The 18,905-nt window shown below is 72.2% G+C and carries 17 protein-coding genes; 13 read left to right on the plus strand and 4 right to left on the minus strand.

Annotated features, from left to right (window positions below):
- Positions 1–23: 23 nt before the first annotated feature.
- From WMF39_RS42635 to WMF39_RS42690, 12 genes are all read left to right on the plus strand, one after another.
- A complete protein-coding gene (locus tag WMF39_RS42635) occupies positions 24–803 on the plus strand; it encodes a hypothetical protein (protein WP_437742175.1) in 780 nt (259 codons plus the stop codon).
- 348 nt (positions 804–1,151) lie between these two features.
- Complete coding sequence (gene pheA / locus WMF39_RS42640) at positions 1,152–2,231, plus strand: prephenate dehydratase (RefSeq protein ID WP_437742176.1); 1,080 nt, start codon at positions 1,152–1,154, stop codon at positions 2,229–2,231.
- A 176-nt stretch (positions 2,232–2,407) separates the two neighbouring features.
- Positions 2,408–3,766 (plus strand): hypothetical protein, encoded by a 1,359-nt coding sequence (locus WMF39_RS42645; protein ID WP_437742177.1) that lies wholly within the window; start codon positions 2,408–2,410, stop codon positions 3,764–3,766.
- A 192-nt stretch (positions 3,767–3,958) separates the two neighbouring features.
- Entirely contained in the window at positions 3,959–4,525 is a 567-nt protein-coding gene (locus WMF39_RS42650; RefSeq protein WP_437546337.1) for an RNA polymerase sigma factor, read from the plus strand.
- Entirely contained in the window at positions 4,522–5,712 is a 1,191-nt protein-coding gene (locus WMF39_RS42655; protein WP_437742178.1) for a tetratricopeptide repeat protein, read from the plus strand. Before WMF39_RS42650 ends, WMF39_RS42655 begins: the two co-directional genes overlap by 4 nt.
- A gap of 174 nt (positions 5,713–5,886) precedes the next feature.
- Positions 5,887–6,873, plus strand: coding sequence for a hypothetical protein (locus tag WMF39_RS42660; protein WP_437742179.1), 987 nt, complete (start codon positions 5,887–5,889; stop codon positions 6,871–6,873).
- Positions 6,874–6,934: 61 nt separating this feature from the next.
- Positions 6,935–8,032 carry a hypothetical protein gene (locus WMF39_RS42665; protein ID WP_437742180.1) on the plus strand — a complete coding sequence of 366 codons (1,098 nt, stop codon included), beginning with the start codon at positions 6,935–6,937 and terminating at the stop codon, positions 8,030–8,032.
- Between the two features lie 97 nt (positions 8,033–8,129).
- A complete protein-coding gene (locus WMF39_RS42670) occupies positions 8,130–10,193 on the plus strand; it encodes a PEP/pyruvate-binding domain-containing protein (protein ID WP_437742181.1) in 2,064 nt (687 codons plus the stop codon).
- 88 nt (positions 10,194–10,281) lie between these two features.
- Positions 10,282–10,965 carry a DUF4956 domain-containing protein gene (locus WMF39_RS42675; RefSeq protein ID WP_437742182.1) on the plus strand — a complete coding sequence of 228 codons (684 nt, stop codon included), beginning with the start codon at positions 10,282–10,284 and terminating at the stop codon, positions 10,963–10,965.
- A gap of 102 nt (positions 10,966–11,067) precedes the next feature.
- Positions 11,068–13,185, plus strand: a complete 2,118-nt coding sequence (locus WMF39_RS42680) for an HlyD family efflux transporter periplasmic adaptor subunit (protein ID WP_437742183.1) — start codon at positions 11,068–11,070, stop codon at positions 13,183–13,185.
- Positions 13,173–14,612, plus strand: coding sequence for a TolC family protein (locus WMF39_RS42685; RefSeq protein ID WP_437742184.1), 1,440 nt, complete (start codon positions 13,173–13,175; stop codon positions 14,610–14,612). Before WMF39_RS42680 ends, WMF39_RS42685 begins: the two co-directional genes overlap by 13 nt.
- A gap of 10 nt (positions 14,613–14,622) precedes the next feature.
- Complete coding sequence (locus tag WMF39_RS42690; protein WP_437742185.1) at positions 14,623–15,852, plus strand: CotH kinase family protein; 1,230 nt, start codon at positions 14,623–14,625, stop codon at positions 15,850–15,852.
- Between the two features lie 77 nt (positions 15,853–15,929).
- Here WMF39_RS42690 and WMF39_RS42695 read toward each other — a convergent pair whose 3' ends face one another.
- The 4 genes from WMF39_RS42695 to WMF39_RS42710 all read right to left on the minus strand — a co-directional run bounded on the left by WMF39_RS42695 (position 15,930) and on the right by WMF39_RS42710 (position 17,624).
- Entirely contained in the window at positions 15,930–16,286 is a 357-nt protein-coding gene (locus WMF39_RS42695) for a hypothetical protein (RefSeq protein ID WP_437742186.1), read from the minus strand.
- 109 nt (positions 16,287–16,395) lie between these two features.
- The gene (locus WMF39_RS42700; RefSeq protein WP_437742187.1) at positions 16,396–16,644 is read right to left on the minus strand and encodes a hypothetical protein; all 249 of its coding nucleotides are present in this window, start codon (positions 16,642–16,644) and stop codon (positions 16,396–16,398) included.
- Between the two features lie 143 nt (positions 16,645–16,787).
- Positions 16,788–17,291, minus strand: coding sequence for a hypothetical protein (locus WMF39_RS42705; RefSeq protein WP_437742188.1), 504 nt, complete (start codon positions 17,289–17,291; stop codon positions 16,788–16,790).
- A gap of 36 nt (positions 17,292–17,327) precedes the next feature.
- Positions 17,328–17,624, minus strand: coding sequence for an RNA recognition motif domain-containing protein (locus WMF39_RS42710; RefSeq protein ID WP_437742189.1), 297 nt, complete (start codon positions 17,622–17,624; stop codon positions 17,328–17,330).
- 529 nt (positions 17,625–18,153) lie between these two features.
- Between WMF39_RS42710 and WMF39_RS42715 the strand changes: the two genes are divergently transcribed.
- Positions 18,154–18,834 (plus strand): methyltransferase domain-containing protein, encoded by a 681-nt coding sequence (locus tag WMF39_RS42715; RefSeq protein WP_437742190.1) that lies wholly within the window; start codon positions 18,154–18,156, stop codon positions 18,832–18,834.
- Positions 18,835–18,905 lie beyond the last annotated feature (71 nt).

Raw genomic sequence — 18,905 nt, forward strand, 5'->3', positions numbered from 1 at the left:
CAACGTCGAAGCGCCCGGCCGCAATGCCCCACGAACCGACCAGCGATGAGGCGCTCCTCGCGCTGGACTCGGCCTACGCCTCCGCCCCTGACATGCCCACGAGCGTCGCGGAGCGCGAGCTCTCCTCCCTGGCGCGCCTCGCGCACGCGCAGCAATCACGCATGTCGAGGATCGGTATCACCTCCGACAAGGTGGATCTCCTCGCGCGCTTCGCGCGGCGCCTCGGCGCCCTCGAGAAGGGGTGGCAGAGGGCGCGCGGCGCCGTGACGCTCACGTCCGCGCAGCGCAAGCTCCGCGACGAGGCCGAGGCGCTCGACGCGAAGCTCGTGGCCGGCGGCCGCTGGGGCTGCCGCAACGACGACGCCGCCCAGGCGGAGCTCTCGCGCATCGCCGACGGCTCCGGCCTTTCGGACACCATCCAGGACCTGCGCGATCTCGTCGACTTCTGGTCCGATCACGAGGGCGCGCTCGGCGTGACCGATATCACGACGAAGGATCTCGCGCGGGCCAAGGCGCTCGCTGACGCGCTCGAACACGCGGCCGCCAACGAGGCATCGGACGCGAGCGCCGCACACGCGCTGGAGCTGCGCAACCGTTGCTTCTGGGCCGCCGACGAGCTCGCCAAGGAGATCCGTGAGGGCGGCCGGTACGCGTTTCGCGACCAGCCCAAGATCGCAGCCAGATTCGTGTCGCGCCATCGGACGACCCTGAGCCGGCGCTCCCGTCTGAAGGCCAAGAAGGCGAAGGTAGAAACCGCCGAGGAGCAGGCAGCGCCGATCGCGGAGCAGGCAGCGCCGATCTAAGGGCGCTCCCGCACCCGTCCCGATCGCTCCCGCGCCCGTCCCGATCGCTCCCGCGCCCGTCCCGATCGCTCCGGCAGCCGATCTTCTCGCTCCCGCGCCCGATCCAAACGAAGCGATGTTGATGCCCCACGGTGGCGTGCGGATTCTGTCTTCTTCCTCTGCCCCCTCACCGGTCCTCTCTCACCCATCCGCTCCACGCGTCGAGCCCGCACGGGTGCCGCTTCGCCCTTGACGTGCGTCTCCGTCGCGCGCGTTCCGCACCGCATTCCCTGCGCCGAGGCGAGCCTTGCGCTGCGGCGCCCCCTGCGCTTTGATGCCCGCCCTTCCCCATCCGAGGTGGAACAAACCATGGCGACCCTGGGCGACCTTCGCGAGCGCATCGACAGCATCGACGACCGGATCCTCGATCTCCTCGCCGAGCGGGCCGAGGTGGCCGTCGAGGTCGCGCACGCGAAGCGCGCCGCGAACGCCACGCAGTTTCACGACCCGGAGCGGGAGCGGCGCGTGCTCACCCGCCTGCAGGCGAAGGGCGCGGGGCGCTTCCCGCGCGACGCCATCCGGGTCGTCTTCCGGGAGGTGATGAGCGCTTGCCTGTCGCTGGAGGAGCCCATGAAGGTGGCCTTTCCGGGGACGGAGGGCGCCTTCGCGGAGGTCGCGGCGCGGCACCTGTTCGGGCTGGCCGCGCGCTACCGGGAGACGGGCACCATCGAGGGCGTCTTCGACGCCGTGCGCGCGGGCGAGGCGGCCTGCGGCGTCGTCCCCGTCGAGAGCTCGACCGACGGCTCGGTGACCCTGACGGCGGACGCCCTGATCGAGAGCGACCTCCAGATCCGGCAGGAGCTCGTGCTCGACGTCGCTTATTGCCTGTTCAGCAAGGCGGAGGGGCTGAGCGGCGTCGCGCGGGTCCACGGGCACCCGCACGCGCTCTCGCAGTGCCGCCTCTGGCTCGCGAAGCACCTCCCCGGCGCGCAGATCGTCCAGACCGTCTCCGCGGCCGCGGCGGCGCACGAGGCCCTCGGCGACCCCGCCGCGGCGGCGATCGGCAGCCGCGGGGCGGGCGAGCTCTACGGGCTGCCGCTCCTGCGGGAGCGCATCCACGACCGCGCCGAGAACGCGACCCGCTTCATCGTCATCGCCCCGGCCGACGCGCCCGCCACCGGCTCGGACAAGACCTCGATCGTCTTCTCCGTGCAGGAGGAGCCCGGCGCGCTCCGCCGGGTCCTCGCCATCTTCGACGACGCGGGCATCAACCTGACCCGGATCGAGTCGAGGCCGAGCCGGCAGAAGCACTGGGACTACGTCTTTCTTGTCGATCTGGAGGGCCACCGGAGCGATCCGCGCGTCGCCGACGCGATCGAGCGGCTCCGCGCGCGCTGCGAGATGGTGAAGGTGCTCGGGAGCTACCCGCGGTCGACCGCCGCGCGCTGAGGCGCGGGCGCGGCCATCCCGCCGGGCCCGGGCGGGGGCATTGCCGTTAACGAAGCCTCGCGCCGCGTTCTCCTCTATCCGAACGTTTACGTTTACGTTGGTGACCGATGGGTTGGAACACCCATGGCCGACGGGGGATGGTGCCCCGCGGGGAAGGGTGATAATTTTCCGCGCCCGTGCCGGCTGCGTCGCTCGCGCTCGCCCTCCGCGCTGCCCGAACGGCCGCGAGCGCGGTCGCGGGCACGTTGCTGGCCGCCGTCGCCCTGGCCGCCGTCGCCCTGCCCGCCGCAGCGGGCGAGCCTCGCGGCGCCGGCGAACCGGTGCTCGTCCTCGCCGCTTTCCCAGGCGCCGGCGGCATCGACAAGCGCGCCATCGACCTCGTCGTCGCCCATATCCGCCCCGTCGGCGTCCGCCTTCAGATCGTCCGTCCCAGCACGCCGAGGCCCGTGCTGCAGACGCTCCTCCCCGAAGCCAACGCGCTCGCCGACGCGTGGGACGCGCGGGGAGTGCTCTGGATCGACGCCGGGGCGAGCGACGAGCTCGCCTTGTACGTGGTCGAGCGCGACGGCGAGCAGATCTACGGCCGCCGCATCCCGGTCTTGCCCGGGCAGACCGCCACCGCCCTCGAGTCGCTCGCCAACATCGCCGGCGCGGTCGCCGAGGAGCTCCGCGAAGGCCACGTCGCCGGTCTGGCCGAGGTGAAGGTCGCCGCGATCGGGCCGGCTCCAGCGGCTCCTCCCGAGCCCGACGCTGCCCCCGAGCTCGCCGCGTCCCCCGCGGCGCCCGCGGGCGCCGCGGCCGCGGGCGCCGCGCCGGACCTGCAGCCGCCCGCGGGCCCGCCGTCGCCATCCACGGGCGCCCGCCGCGAAGCGAGCCCGCTGCCCACGTTCGCCGTCCTCGCCGGCTACTCCGGCGCGAACTTCAGCAGCGCCGCGCCCTGGCAGAGCGCCGCCGCGCTCCGCGCCTCCTGGGCGCCGGTCGACTACGCCGTCCTCGGCCTGGGGTACGAGCTGATCCCCTCGACCTCCCTCGGCGACGAGCAGTCCACGTTCGCGCTCTCGCGCCACCCGGTGATCACGACCGGCCAGGTCCGCCTCAGGCTCCCCCTCGGCCTCGACCTGCAGCTCGGCGCGCGCGCCACCGTCGATATCGTCGAGCGCGTCCCCGAGGAAGGCACGACCCAGCAGGCGCTCACGGAGCCACCACCGTTCCCTCCACCTCCCGGTCATGGCCCGCCACCGCCGCCCCCGTGGCGGTGGCCGCGGATGTTTCCGCAGCAACTGCCGCCGCCGGAGGCCCGCACCGACGTGCTCGTGAGCGTCGCGCCGGTCGCGGAGCTCGGGGTCCCGCTCACCGGGTGGCTCCGCCTCAAGACGACGCTGGGTGTGGACGTGCTCCTGACGGACCCTGACGCCACCGTACACCCGGCCCTCGCGCTTTCGGCCAATCCGGTGCGGATCCTCGCCGGCGTCGGGCTGGAGCTCGGCCTCGACCTGCCGGCCCCGCCGGCCCCCGCGGGCATGGTCAGGAAGTGACCACCCGCGCCGCATGACCCGACACGAAAGGAAAATTGACCCGCTTCGGGCCGTGCGTCGCACCAGGTCGAAGCGATGGACGCTGAGCACGCGCGAGCTCTCTCCAGGAGCCTCGGCCCCCTGCCCGAGCCGCTCCTGGCCAGCGCCATGACGCGCCCCGTCCCCGCCCCGCCGCCTGCCCCGTCACCCGCCGTGTCCTCGCCGTCTGACCTCGAACGGATGCGCCACGCCGGCGCGGGTGACCCGGAGGCCCAGGCCTGGCTCATGACGCACGTGATCTCGCGGGTCCGCCGGATCGCGCGGACGTTCCTCCGCAGCGCGGCCGACGCCGACGACGCCGCGCAGCTCGCCCTGCTCGCGATCCTCGAGAGCGCGTCGAGCTACCGCGGCGACGCCGCCGTCGAGGCCTGGGCCAGGCGCGTCGCCGTCCGGACGATCCTCCGGTACGCAAGGCAGCAGCGCAGGGAAGGCGCGCCCGTGGCCCCGGAGAGCGCGATCGACGAGGAGATCGCCCAGGCGCCGCACCAACCCCCGTTCGAGGCCCTCCCGCGCGAGGCGCGCGCGTACCTCGACGAGCTGCCGGAGGCGCAGCGCCACGTGATCCTCCTGCACCACGCGCTCGATTACTCCATCGAGGAGATCGCCGGAATGACCGAGGTCAGCGCCGATACGGTGAAGAGCCGGCTGCGCCTCGGGATCGGCGCGCTCCGCAAGCAGGTGCGACAGGACCTCGCCGTCGGCCGGAAGAGAGCATCATGACAGGGACGCAGAAGTCCGAGATCGATCTGGACCTCCTGCCCGCGATCCTCGCCGCGGAGGCGCGCGGCGAGCCGGTCCGCCCCGAGGACGCGGAGCTCCTCCGCCGCGCCGAGCAGGACGACCCCGAGCTCCGCGGCGAGGCGCCGCTCTGGGCCGCCATCGGCAGGCTCGGCGACGCGCGCGGCGACGGCCGCGAGCTCAGCGACGCCGCCATGCTGCAGCAGGTGCTCGCGCGCGCCCGCCTCGGGCCCGGGGGCGCCCGCGTCGAGCCCCGAGCCGCTCGCCTCGACCCGAGGGGCGCCCGCGTCGAGGCCGCGCCCGAGAGCACGGCGCGGCTGCGCGCGGCGCCTCGGCCGATGCTGCGGCGCGGGATCGCCGGGTCGCTCGCGGGCGTCGCCGTCGCGGCGACGCTCCTGGCCGCGCTCGCGGCGGAGCTGTTCGACGGGCCCGCGCAGGCGCCCCCGCCGGCGCCGAACGGGAGCGAGACGCTCGATCCGAGCGGCGCACGGCGCACGGTCCTGAGCCTCCCCACGCTCTCGGTGCCGGAAGCGCCTCCGCCAGGCGCCGGCGCGCCCACCGGCGGGCCCTCACCAGGCGCCGGTGAGCCCTCGCCAGGCGCCGGCGCGCCCTCGCCAGGCGCGAGCGCGCCCACCGGCGAGCCGCCGCCCGGCGCGAGCGCGCCCGCCGCCGAGCCCTCGCCCGGCGCCGGCGCGCCCACCGGCGAGCTCGCGACCGCCAGCGCCGCCAGCGCCGTCGGGGCCCGGGATCGCGCGCAGCAGCCGCCCAGGCCGCGCGCGGAGGAGCCCGCGGCGGGCCCGCAAGCGCTGCTCCTGCGCGCGCAGACCCAGCTCGGCCAGGGGAAGAGCGCCGAGGCGAACGCCTCCTACCGCGCCCTGCTCGCGCAGTACCCGGCGAGCCCCGAGGCGCGGGCGGCCCTCGTGTCGCTCGGGCAGATCGCGCTCCACCAGGGCAAGGCGGCGGAGGCGCTCGGCTATTTCGATCGCTACCTCGCCGGCGCCGGCGGCCCCCTCGCCGCGGAGGCCCGGGTCGGCCGGGTGCAGAGCCTGCGCCGGCTCGGGCGGGCGGCCGACGAGCGCGCGGCCATCGCCGATTTCCTCGCGCGTCACGGCGAGAGCGTCCACGCGCCGCGGCTGCGCGCGCGCCTGTCCGAGCTCGGCGGCGGCTGAGCGCAGGGGCCTGACGCCGGATCGCCGGCGTCCGCGCGGTGGGGCTTCTTCAAAAAAGATTGACCCCTGATCCCGCCGCGTCGCCACCTGGCCATCGAGATGTCGCAAAACCTTTGCCGAATTGAAAAATTCCCCTCACGAGGCGGATGGCGCGCCGGTATCCTTGGCGGCGTCGTGGCCCTGGTGTCGCTCGCCTGCTCGAGCTCCGGGGGTGGTACCAACGACGCGTCGGGCTCGGGGGGCTCAGCCGGCGGCTCCGGCGGCTCCGGCGGCTCCACGGGGTCGGGCGAACCGACCGGCGACCCCACGAAGCTCGTCGGCGCCTTCCAGGTGCGCTCGTTGCCTGCTGCCGAGCCGGGTGCGGCGGGCAGCACGTCGGTGATCGGGAAGATCTACGACGGCCCCACGCCCTCGCAGATCGTCTGGGAAGTGCAGGCCGAGGAGGGGGGCTGTCAGATCCTCACGCCGCGCGTCCCGTTCTGCAACGAACCCTGCGGGGGCAGCGCCGTCTGCGTGGAGGACGACACGTGCCAGGCCTACCCGGCCGCGCACAGCGCCGGCGACGTGACGGTGACCGGCTTGAACCTCGAGTCGGGCGCGGCGTCCCTCGTCATGAGCCCCACGGCGAACAACTACCAGCCTCCCGCCGGCGTGAAGCTCGGCTACCCGCCCGCCGACGAGGGCCAGGTGATCCGCCTCGAGGCCAGCGGCGATTACTTCAGCGCCTTCACGGTGGAGGCCAGGGGCGTGAGCCCCCTCGATCTCCTGAACGAGACGATAGAGCTCGATCCCGATCAGCCCTTGCAGCTCGCGTGGACCCCGCCGGGGCAGGCCGACATTGCCAGGCTCCACGTGAAGCTCGACATCAGCCATCACGGGGGCACGAAGGGGATGATCGAGTGCAACGTCGATGACACCGGCTCGCTCGATGTCCCGGCATCACTCGTCAAGCAGCTCCTCGACCTCGGCGTCGCGGGCTTCCCGACGATCATCGTCACGCGCAGGTCCGTGGGCTCCACGACGATCCCGCCCGGCCGGGTCGATCTGGTCGTCTCGTCCCAGATCGAGCAGGCGGTGGTGATCGCGGGGCTCACGTCGTGCAACGACGACTCGCAGTGCCCCGAGGGCCAGACCTGCCAGAGCGATCTCACCTGCAAGTGAGCCTCGCCGATCCGCGGCGCGGCCGACCGTCTAGCTTAACAAGGAAAAGGACACAGAGACCATGACACGCACTTATCGCCCCTTGCTGCTGCCCCTCACCCTCGCGCTGCTCTCCCCCGTGGTCGGCTGCTCCGGTTCGGACTCGGATGTGGGCGCCTCGGGCGACAGCTCGACAAGCACCTCGTCCAGCTCCGGCGGCAACACCACCTCGTCCAGCTCCGGCGGCAACACCACCTCGTCCAGCTCCGGCGGCAACACCACCTCGTCCAGCTCCGGCGGCAACACCACCTCCTCGTCGTCCAGCGGCGACACCACCTCCTCGTCGTCCAGCGGCGACACCACCTCGTCGAGCTCGGGCGGGACGACCGAGAAATTCAGCTTCTTCGTGACCAGCCTCGTCGCCCTGCAGGAGCTGTCGGGCTCCCAGGACGGCTTCGGCGGCGATCTCCGCTTCGGAGAGACGGGCCCCGGCGCCGGGCTCCGCGGCGCGGACAAGATCTGCGCGACCATCGCCGAGAAGAGCCTCCCCGGCGCGGGGAGCAAGCCGTGGCGCGCCTTCCTGAGCGCCGTCGCAGGGGAGGACGGCAAGCAGGTCAACGCGATCGATCGGATCGGCGAGGGTCCCTGGTACGACCGGCTCGGCCGGCTGCTCGCCAACAACAAAGAGGAGCTGCTCAACGACCGCCCCACCGCGGCCGACCCTGCGATCATCGACGATTTTCCGAACGAGGACGGCGTCCCCAACCACCAGCCCGATCCGAGCCAGCCCGAGGTGGACAACCACGACATGCTGACGGGGACGAACGACCAGGGACAGCTCTACAGCGCGACCGCGACCTGCAAGGACTGGACGGCCAAGTCGGGCGACTCGAGCGAGGGGCGGCCGCGCGTCGGTCACTCGTGGCCCAGGAACTTCGGAGGTGGCGGGGGCTCCACCTGGCCCGCCGGCAGCAGCGGCGCCGGCGGCCCCGGCGGCAGCAGCGGCGCCGGCGGCCCCGGCGGCAACATCAACATGGCCAACTGGATGTCATCGCTCGACGAGTCAGGGTGCGCGCCGGGCATCAACCTCCTGGAGCAGGGGGGACCACTACCCGGCGCGGTCACCGTCGGGTCCGGCGGCGGTTACGGCGGGTTCTACTGCTTCGCGCTGACGCCCTGACGCCCTGACGCCCTGACACCTCGACGCCCTGACACCTCGACGCGGGATGACCGGCGCGCGCCGCTCCTCGGTCAGCATCCTTATCTCAGGAGGAATCATGTACAAAGGCACTCGCATCACGTCGATCGTCGCGCTCGCCTTGCTCGCCTCGGCGCTCCCGGGGGCGTGCGGCGGCGGCTCGGACGACACCGGCGTGACCGGAGAGGTCTGCGAACGCAAGGACGCCGATGAAGCCACGGAGTTCCTGAAGCGCGTCGGGTGCGCCGCGGACTTCGAGGCGCTCGCTTCGGTGCCCATCGACGCCAGCTTGCCCGGCGCGCGGTCGGTCAAGGTCGTGCTGGATCAAGCCGATCAGAACGCGCTGTATTTCCAGAACAGCGTTCTCTACAAGATCCACTACGACTTCGTGTCATCGCACCTCTCCGGCGACGCGCTGCCCCTCGTCCCGCCCCTCGCCGAGTTCAACGCGACCGAGTACTTCACGCCGGATCGCCGCTTCGTCCTCGGCGCGGCGACGCACTACGAGGGTCCCGACGTGTGGGCCCTCGAGCTCTCCCCCTACGACACCGCGTCCGCGGACATGATCGCCACCCTGTTCAGGGCGGTCAAGGCGGCCTCCTTCTTCGGGTCGAAGCTCGCCTTCCACCCCACGTCGGAGGCCGTCGCGGCCGAGGCGAAGAAGCTCCCCACCGACATCCCCGTGATCAGCACCGACGATCTCTACGCCGGGATCGACTACCAGCCGCTCTCGCTGGGCACGGCGGTGGGCCGGCTCCACTTCGCGAAGGCGGCGGATCTCGACTCGGAGTACCTGTCCCACCAGGACATCGCCGTCCTCGACCAGGTGCCCAACGACATCTCGGTCGTCCAGGGGATCATCACCGAGGAGTTCCAGACGCCGCTCTCGCACGTCAACGTGCTCTCCCAGAACCGGCGCACGCCCAACATGGGACTGCGCAACGCGATGAGCCACCCCGACCTGCTCGCGCTGAAGGACAAGCTCGTCGAGCTCACCGCGGGGCCGTCGTCCTGGAGCGTCCGCGAGGTCACCGAGGCGGAGGCCGAGGCGTTCTGGGAGGCGCACAAACCCACGCCCATCACGCTCCCCGAGCTGGATCTGACGGTCACCGATCTGCGCGACATCGAGGAGGTGACCCCGGAGCCGGCGGAAGGCGAGTCGCTCCGGGACGCGATCAAGAAGTCCGTCCTCGCCTTCGGCGGCAAGGCGGCTCACTACTCCATCCTGGCCAGGACCCCCGAGGTCCCCATCCAGAAGGCCTTCGCGATCCCGGTGTACTACTATGACCAGTTCATGAAGCAGAACGGGTTCTACGTCCAGATCGACTCGATGCTCGCCGACCCGAAGTTCACCACCGACGCCGCGACCCGCGACGAGCAGCTGAAGGCGCTCCGAGACGCCATGAAGAGCGCGCCGCTCGACGCCGAGTTCCAGGAGATCCTCAAGGCGAAGATGGAGGCGGACTACCCCGGGCGCCCGATGCGCTTCCGCAGCAGCACGAACAGCGAGGATCTCGATGGGTTCCCGTGCGCCGGATGCTACGACTCCAAGACGGGCGATCCGGCGGACTGGGCCGATGTGGAGGACGCCATCCGCAAGGTCTACGCCAGCGCCTGGCAGCTCCGCACCTTCGATGAGCGCACCTATTACGGCATCGATCACAGGTCCATCGGGATGGCGTTGCTCGTGCACCCCAACTTCCCGGACGAGGAGGCGAACGGCGTTGCCGCGACCAACAACCCGTTCGACACGGCCGGGGTCCAGCCTGCCTTCTACGTCAACGTGCAGACGGGCGGCGACGTGGAGGTGGTGGCCCCGCCCGCCGGCGTGACGAACGAGGCGTTCCTCTACTTCTTCAGCCAGCCGAACCAGCCCGTCACGTACCTGAGCCGATCGAGCCTCATGCCGGAAGGCCAGGCGGTCCTCTCGGCGGCGCAGGTTCATCAGCTCGGCGTGGCGCTCGACGCCATCCATGCGCGGTTCTCTCCCGCCTACGGGCCCGCGGCAGGGAACACCGGCTGGTACGCGCTGGAAGTGGACTTCAAGTTCGACGACGACGCGAACCCCGACGAGCCGCCGACGCTCTACATCAAGCAAGCGCGCCCCTACCCTGGCCGCGGCGCCGCCTCCGAGGCGCCGTGACGCGGACGCGCGTGGATCGCGTGGATCGCGTGGATGGAGATGGGCGCGCGCCGCGTCCGGCGATCGCCCCGGGAAAGAGCGGCTCGCCGTGATAGACTGGCTCGGATGGGTCACCCAGGGGAGCGCCACGGACTTCCGCACGGCGGTCGTGGCGCTCCTGCTGGCGTTCGGGCTCGGCCAGGCGGTCGCGCTCGTCTACATGGCCACATTTCGCGGGCTCTCCTACTCCCGCTCATCCGTGCACAGCATGGCGATGGGCAGCGTCATCACGTGCATGCTGATGCTCTCCGTGGGCAGCAGCATCGCCGCCGGCATCGGCGTCGCCGTGGGCCTGAGCGCGGTCCGGTTCCGCACGACGATGCGCGATCCCCGCGACGTCATGTTCGTCTTCGCGGCGCTCGGCGTCGGCATCGCCTGCGGGCTCCAGGCGGTCGGCGTGGCCCTCGGCGGGACCGCGATCTTCGCCGCCGGAACCTTGCTCCTCCACTTCACCGGCTGGGGCTCGCGACGGCAGCCGGATGGCCTGCTCCGCTTCACCGCGCCCGCCGTGCCCGAGGTGGAGGACGCGCTCGCGAGGGTGCTCCGCGCGCACTGCCGGACCTTCTCGCTGGTGACCCTCCGGGAGGCTGCGCAGGGGACCGTGATGGAGCATGCTTACCAGATCACCGTCCTCGCGCCCGAGCTGCGCTCGGCGCTCGTCGCGAAGCTCCAGGCCATCCCGGGCGTGCAGGACGTCTCTCTCATGCTTCAGGAGCCGACGCTGGATCTCTAGCGGCCGAGGTCCATCGCGGAGGATGCCTGTCGGTCACGCCCTCGTGGGCCCTCTCGCTTCGTTGACGCAGCCGCCGTCGTCATCACCGCGCAAGGATCATCGATGTACAGCTACCCGCGACTCCGCTCGGCGCTCCAGGACGCCGCCCCCGCGATCACCTTCGTGCTCACGCTCGGAGCCGCCCTGTGGCTCCACCTGGGCAGCGGCCCGCACGGGCGGGTCTTCGGCTACGCGGAGGCGCTGCCCGAGGTGCTCTCGCCGGTCGAGACCGCCCGGGTGGCCTCCATCGAGGTGACCGTCGGCGAGGAGGTCGAGGCCGGGCAGATCATCGCGACGCTGGACACGTCGGTGATCGACGCCGAGATCGCCGTCGCCAAGGCGGAGAAGACCCAGGTCGAGGCCGATCTGAACATGGAGCTCGCCGTCCTCGAGCAGGAGCTCGACACGAACCGCGAGACGGTCGAGCGCCACCTCGCCATCCACCGCGAGGAGCAGCGCCGGGCGGTCGCCGAGGCCAAGGTGCTGGACAGCGAGATCTCGCGGATGAAGGCGCTCGTCGAGAACCGGCAGGCGGTGCTCGACGACCTGACGAAGCTCGACCTGCAGCACGCGACGGTCGCGGCGATCGCCAGCGAGAAGCCGCGGACGCTGAGCGTCCTCACGGAGCAGCTCAAGGCGACGGAGCGGCGGCGGAACGGCCTCCGGGATCGGACGTCGGGGCTGACGGCGAAGCTCGACGCCGACGTGCGCGTCGCGACGGAGAACATCGCGATGCTCGAGCAGCGGCGCGCGAGCTACGTGCTGCGCGCCGCGAACGCGGGGCGCGTCACCTCCATCGACAGGCAGCCCGGCGACGTGGTCCCGGCAGGAATGCCCCTGGTGCAGCTCCTGAGCGCGCGCACGGGCGCGCGCGCGGTCGCCTGCGTCCCCGAGCGCTTCGCCCTCGGCGTCAGCGACGGGGACGCAGCCAAGCTCTACATCCGCGGCCAGCTCAGCGACCCGATCCCGGGCACGGTCATCGCGGTGGGCCCGCTCGTCTCCCAGCTCCCGCTGCGCTGCTGGCTCACGCCGGAGATCCCCGCGTGGGGCCGCGTGGTCACCATCTCGCTGGACGCGCCGATGGCGCTCGTCCCCGGCCAGGCCTTCGACATCACGTTCGACGCGCGCCGCGGCGCGGCGGCCGCCCAGCCGCCGCCGAAGCCCACCGCCACCACGCCGAAGCCCGGCGCCGCGCCCAAGGCCGGCGCCGTCGCGGCGCAGTCCCCCATGAAGGTGCCCCCGACCCTGGCGCGCCGAACGCGCTTCGAGCCGTCCGGCGTCCTCGCGCGCCCCGGCGAGTCCCGGTACCTCCTCGTCAGCGACGACACGGGCCACGAGCAGAACAACGAGGGCGCGCCGTGGCTCTTCGCGATGTCCGCGGGCGGCGCCGTCGCCGCGGATCCGGTGCCGGTGAGCGGCGTCGACGAGCTGAGCGACGTCGAGGGGATCGCGGCCGGGGACGCGGGCGAGATCTACCTCCTGTCGTCGCAGAGCTACAGCAAGAAGGGGAAGCGCAAGCCGGAGCGGACCGCGCTCCTCCGCCTCCGCCAGGACGGCCAGGGCTTCCGCGTCGACGGCGGGATCCACCTGGCCGAAGTCCTCGACGCGGACCCCGCGCGCGCCGCGGCGCTCGGCCTCCCCGACGGGACGCGGGCGCTCGACATCGAGGGCCTCGCCTTCCGGCAGGGCGCCCTGTACCTCGGGCTGAAGGCGCCGCTCGACGCGCAGGGCAACGCGATGATCTGGCGGGTCGGCTCCCCGAGCGCGCTGTTCGGCGGGGAGGGGGCCGCGGCGGTCGAGGCCGCGAGCGCGAAGAAGAAGCATCGGATCGCGGCCGAGGCGGCGCGCTTCGACGCGGCCCGCGTCTCGCTGTGGGCGCGCGCGCGCGTCGACGTGGAGGTCGCCGGGAAGCCCACGCCGGGCGGCATCTCGGAGCTCGTCTTCATGCCGGACGGCGCGCTCGCCATGACGTCCACGCCCTCGACGGCGGACGGCGACGCCGGCGCGCTGTGGCGGGTGGATCGCCCCGAGGGCGGCGTCCTCTCGCCGCGCCTCGTCCAGCGGTTCCCGGGGCTCAAGCCCGAGGGGATCACGCCGTCGCTCACGCCGGGCTCGCTGACGATCGTGTTCGACGCCGGCAGCGCCATGCCCTCGTTCGAGGAGCTCTCGTGGGGCCCGTGAGCCAGCGCCGCCGCCGCGCGGCGATCCCCGTCATGTTGCTCTGCGCGGCCCTCTCGGGCTGCTCTTCCCCGCCGAGGCCGGCGGCGTCCGACCGCGCGATCGCCCTCTACCGCGAGGGCCGCGCGCCCGCCGGCGCGCCGGCGCTCCGCCGCGCGGGCCCGGGCGCGCGCCCGGGAGGCGCGGCCAGCGCGGCGCCGCTCGCGATGACGGTGGAGGACGCCGTCGCTTGGGCGAGAGACCACAGCGCCGAGCTCGCCGCGCAGAACGCTCGCGCCGAGGCGGCCGCGGCGCAGGTCGACGCGGAGGACCACCTTGAGAACCCGGAGCTCCGCATCACGAACATCGAGCTCCAGCGCATCCGCGAGCGCGAGCCGCGCGTGAGCACCGCGCTCCGCTTCCCGGTGACCCGCCCTGGCGAGGTCGACGCGAACGTCGCGGAGGCGCGCGTGGACGAGGCCAAGGCGCTCGCCGAGGCGCGCGAGATCGAGATCGCCCTCGAGGCCGACGTCCGGTTGCTGTTCGACGAGGTGCTGCTCTTCGACGCCGAGATCGAGGCCGCCGACGCGGTGGCCGAGGCGCGAAGATCGCTCGCCACCTGGATGAAGGGGCAGCTCGCCGCCGCGCGGACGACGGCGGTCGACGAGGCGATGACGGAGCTCACCGCCGTCGACGCGGAGCAGGACGGCGTGGATCTGCGTGCGCAGCGGAGCGCGGCGCTCGCCGCGCTCCTGTCGCGCATGGGGCTCGATCCCGCGGTGCCCGTGCGCCTCCTCGGCGCGCCGAAGAGCGCGTGGCCTCCCCCGGAGCTCCCCACGGAGGAGCAGGCCGTCGAGCTCGCGCTCAAGCGCCGCCCCGAGATCGAGCTCGCGGCCGCGCAGGGCGACGCGGCGGACGCGGCGCTCCACGCCGAGCGCGCCGCGCGGTGGCCCTGGCTCTCCTTCGTCGAGGTCGGCTACGACTTTCGGCGAGAGAACGAGCTCGGCCTCGGGTGGACGTTCGGGCTCGGCGTCGAGCTGCCGCTGTTCGACACGCACCGCCCGGCCGTCGCCGCGGCGGACGCGGCGCGCAAGGCGGAGCAGCGCTCGCTCGGCGCCGCGGTCGAGCTCGTGACGCGCGAGGTGCGGACGAGCCTGGCCGAGGCCCAGGCCACCCGGGCCCTCGTGACCGAGCTACGGCGCCGGATGACCCCTGCCGCCGAGCGCGCAGGCGTCGAGGCGCAGCGGGCGATCGAGGGCCGCAACGTCGACGTGGGGCGGGCGCTCGAGGTCGACGAGCGCCGCGTGCGCCTGGAGCTCCGGCTGCTGCGCTTCGTGCGCCGCTACTGGACCGCGGTCGGCGAGCTCCGCCACGCCGTCGGCGGCCGGCTCCCCGCCGAGGCGGGCGACCATCGCCGGAAGACGGAGAGTAGGAGAGATGCTCCACAGTAGGCCGGGAACGATGCGCTCCTTTCATGCGCCCGCGGTCCTCGCGCTCGTCGCGGCGAGCCAGGGCGGCTGTGTGCCCCTCGACCCGGGCAGCGACGTGGTCTTCGATCGGACGGCGCTGCACGAGATCGCGATCACCATCGACGAGGCCCACCTGGGGCAGCTCCGCACAGACCTCGACAACCGCGTCCCGTGCACCATCGTCTACGACGGCGACGTCGTCAGCGGCGCTGGCATCCGGCAGAAGGGCAACTCGGCCGTGGATCTGTCCGAGAAGCCGAGCTTCAGCGTCAAGTTCGACGAGTTCGATGAAGAGGCGAACCTGCACGGGCTCAAGAAGCTCCTGCTGAACAACTCCAAGCAGGACCCGAGCCTCCTTCGCGAGCAGATCGGCGAGGTTCTGCACGACCGCGCCGGCGTGCCCGCGGCGCGCACCGCGCACGCGGTGGTGAGCGTCAACGGCGTGGACAGGGGGATCTACGTCGTCACCGAGGCCATCGACAAGCGGTTCCTGCGGCGGCACTTCGGCGAGGTGAACGACGAGGGCGCGCTCTACGAGGGCCCGTGCTGCGGCGACTTCGCCGAGGACATCGACGCCGTGGCGCTCGACGGCGGCGATGACGGCGGCGGGGCAGAGCTCCGCTCGCTCGCCGCCGCCATCCAGGACGCGCCGGACGAGCAGCTCGCCGCGGAGGTGAGCGAGCGCCTCGACCTGAGTCGGTTCCTCACGACCTACGCCCTCGAGGCGCTGCTCGGCCACTGGGACGGCTACGCCTACCGGGCGAACAACTACTATCTGTACGAGAACCCGGCCGACGGGCGCTTCGTGTTCATCGCCCACGGGATGGACCGCATCCTGGACGACCCGCATTTCGACACCGAGACGGAGCCCGTCGCCGTGCTCCCGCGCCGGATCCGGGAGCTCCCGGCGCTCGACGAGCGGTATCGCGCCGAGCTCGCGCGCGTCGTGAGCGCGGCGTGGGACGAGAGCGCCGTGCTCGCGGCCATCGATCAGGCAGAGCAGGTGCTCGGCAAGGCCAGCGCCGGCGACGCGACTCGAGGCGACCTGAGCGAGTTCAAGGCGCACGTGGGCGCCCTGCGCAGCGACCTCACGCTGCGCCGCGCGCTCGTCGATCCCGCGATCGTCTGCGGCGACGGCGACGTCGCGGGGCTCGAGACGTGCGATGACGGCAACACGGCGGCTGGCGACGGGTGCAGCGCGAGGTGCCGCGTCGAGCCTTGATGGGAGCCGGGCTCGGCCCTCAGCGCTGCAACCGCGCTGAACCAGATCCTCGGATTGGCATCCGAGCGCGCCAGCGCTCAAACACTACCGCTCACCTTCGCTGCGCGGGTGCTGCCGTCGACCGATGACTCGATCGTATACAGCGCTCCATGGAAGGAGATGCTCCCGTCCTCGCTCAAGCTTCCGCCGCGCAGCACGTTGGCGGCGCTCTCGTACAGAAGAAAGGGCGCGAGGCCGACGGGCAGCTCGCTCGCGAGCGTCCAGGTGCCCTCCTCGCCGCCAGAGGCGATCACGAGGTACTGCTGAGCGCCGGACGCGTCGACGAGCACGCCGAGCGTCGAGCCGCTCCGGTCGCGGGACGTCGCGCGGAAGTTGAGGTGGGCAGCGGTGGCGAGCAGGGTGGCGGAGGTGACGGGCTTCTGGGAGGTAGACATGGCTGTGTTGCACGACTCGGTTGCTAGCTCAGCGACAAGTTCACGGTTCCGTGTCATGCCGGAGATGGATGTTGTCCTCGCTTCCGGCCGCCACGGTCCAGCCTCTCACTTACGGACCGAACCCGCCGATCGAGCTCTTTGGCTGCCAGAAGAGCCCATCGTACTTCCGGGGGGATCCCGAGCGGTCCAGCCGCTGGAACGTCTCGCCCAGCTTGAGGTTCCGCTGGCGGTCGCGATCGAACGGACCGTGCGAGCCGTCCGCCGGCTCGTACAGGGACTCGCTCCTGCCGTGCACCTGGAAGCGCCAGCAGAGCCTCTGTTCAACGCCATCCACGACCCGCGATAAACACGCTTTCATGGCGACCACTTTCCTTGCGCTCAGCCGCACGGACGCGGAAGGCACGCCGGGCGCGCGCTTCCGCATGTGCATGCAGGAGCTGCCTCGAGCGGCTCTTTACGGCCTTGCCTGTCGCTCGAGCCCAACGGGTCCAGGCGGCATCGCTATCGACTTCGCTGCGCGAGCGTCCAGCTTCGCTGCGCAAGCGTCATCATGTACCAGAGAACGCGCCGCGGCACCACGAAAGTTGATGATATAGAGGCCGATCTGGTCGATGCGGGGCTTTTCACGATCCTGCGCTTCGGGGGCATCAGCGGCCAGAGACGACTGTGGACCGCCTCGGCAGGCGCTGGCGCGGGCTCCAGGCGGGCGATCTGATAGGCCGGGTCGACCTCGAACCAGCGCACCGCGAAGCTCGGGCTCATCGAGGACTCGTGGCGGTCGTTGTGGGAGAGCTCGCCGAGCGTCACGCTATCGAGGGCCAGCGTGTCGCGCGAGCCGTCGTCGTCGTTGAAGCTGAAGTCGCCGTAGCGGTGGCCGCACGAGCTCACGATGGCGCCGTGCAGCGGCCCCATGGTCCAGCGGCCCTCTCGCCTGGCGCGGCGCTCGCGCGCACCGGCGTGCGGCTCGGGTGTCTCGAAGACAAAATAAATGCGGCGGGCCTTCATGGCCCGCCGCGATGTTCCGACGCGACGAAGGAGCGATCAGTAACGACCGCGACCGCCGCCGCCGCCGCCGCCGCCACCGCCTGCCTGACGCTCCTGCGCCTCGTTCACCTTGAGCGAGCGCCCATCGAGCATCATGCCGTTCAGCTGCGAGATGGCGTTGTTCGCCGCCTGGGCCGAGCCCATCGTGACGAACGCAAACCCGCGCGGCTGGCCGGTCTCCCGATCGGTCGGCATCGAGACCTCACGGACCTCGCCGCTGCCAGCGAACGCGGCCTCGAGGGACTCGCGGGTGGTGCTGTACGAGAGATTGCCGACGTAAAGACGATTACCCATGACACGTTACTTTCACGGCTTGCAGCTGCGCTCGTGAGCGCTCTTCGCCTGCCATTCGATGAAGCCGTCGCGGATCGAACGGGGACGTGCCGCGCAGCGAACCCGCGCAGGCACACGGTGCGTCGTCCAGTCATCCGCGCGAGCAACGATCTCCCTCGCGTGGAGAGAGAGAGAACGCATCGTGTCGAGAGCCAGTGACGTCGTGAGGGGCCCAAGTTACTCCCTTGGGGCACCAACAGCAAGCGGTGTCTCAGCGATCTTTTCTCTTTCTTTCCGCCCGCAGCGGCAACCTGCGCGCGATCACGTGATGCGCGCGTGATGCGCGCGGGTTGCGTCCGGGGGCGCTCAACAACGTCTGCCGGCGGACGAGCTGGATGCGCGCCGCACGGCACTGTCAGCGGCCTCTCACGCGGCCAGGGAGCCGCCGTCGACCGGACGTTCACGTCGGCGGCCGACCGCGCGGTCCCATCGCCGGGCGCGGAGCCGCCGCCGGGGTGAGGCTACGCCGCCCCCGTGCTAAGGGGCCGCCATGCCGAACACAGCCGGCGACATCGACGTGGAGGCGCTGAACGACCGCCTCGCGCGGGAGCACCCGATCGACGACTACTACGACCGCGCCCCGCTGCCGATCCGGCTCATCGAGCGCGAGCGGCTCGCCATCATCCGCGGCATGCTCGGCGACTGCGCTGGCCTCGACCTCGCGGAGGTCGGCTCGGGCGGCGGGCACGTGCTCCGGATGTTCCCGCGGGCCCGCATCACGGCGATCGACGTCTCCGACGTCTTCCTCGACACCGCCCGCAAGAACCTCGCGGGCTACGACGCCCGCTTCCTCAAGGGCGAGGTCGACAAGCTCGACCTCCCCGCCGCGAGCTTCGATCGCATCGTCTGCACCGAGGTCCTCGAGCACACCGTGGATCCCGCCGCCGTCCTCGCGGCCATCGCGCGCCTCTTGCGCCCCGGCGGCGTGGCCGCGATCACGGTGCCGAACGACCCGCTCATCGGGCGGCTGAAGGGCATCGTCCGCCGCACGCCCGTCGGCTACCTCCTGCGGGATCGCATCCAGTGGGGCGGCGACGCCTACCACCTGCACCAGTGGACCCCCGACGAGTTCGGCCGCCTCCTCGACCGCCATTTCCGCGTGACCGAGCGCCGCGCGGCGCCGCACGGCGCGCTGCCGATCCGCGCGTGCTTCCGCTGCGTCCCCCGGTGACTCCTCCCGCGCGCCGGGCCGCCCAGCGCGCCCCTCGCCCTGCTGTGGTGTCTCCTTCAAGGCAAGATAGG

Origin of the sequence: Sorangium sp. So ce1504, assembly GCF_051521635.1 — a bacterium.
Lineage (GTDB): Bacteria > Myxococcota_A > Polyangia > Polyangiales > Polyangiaceae > Sorangium > Sorangium cellulosum_B.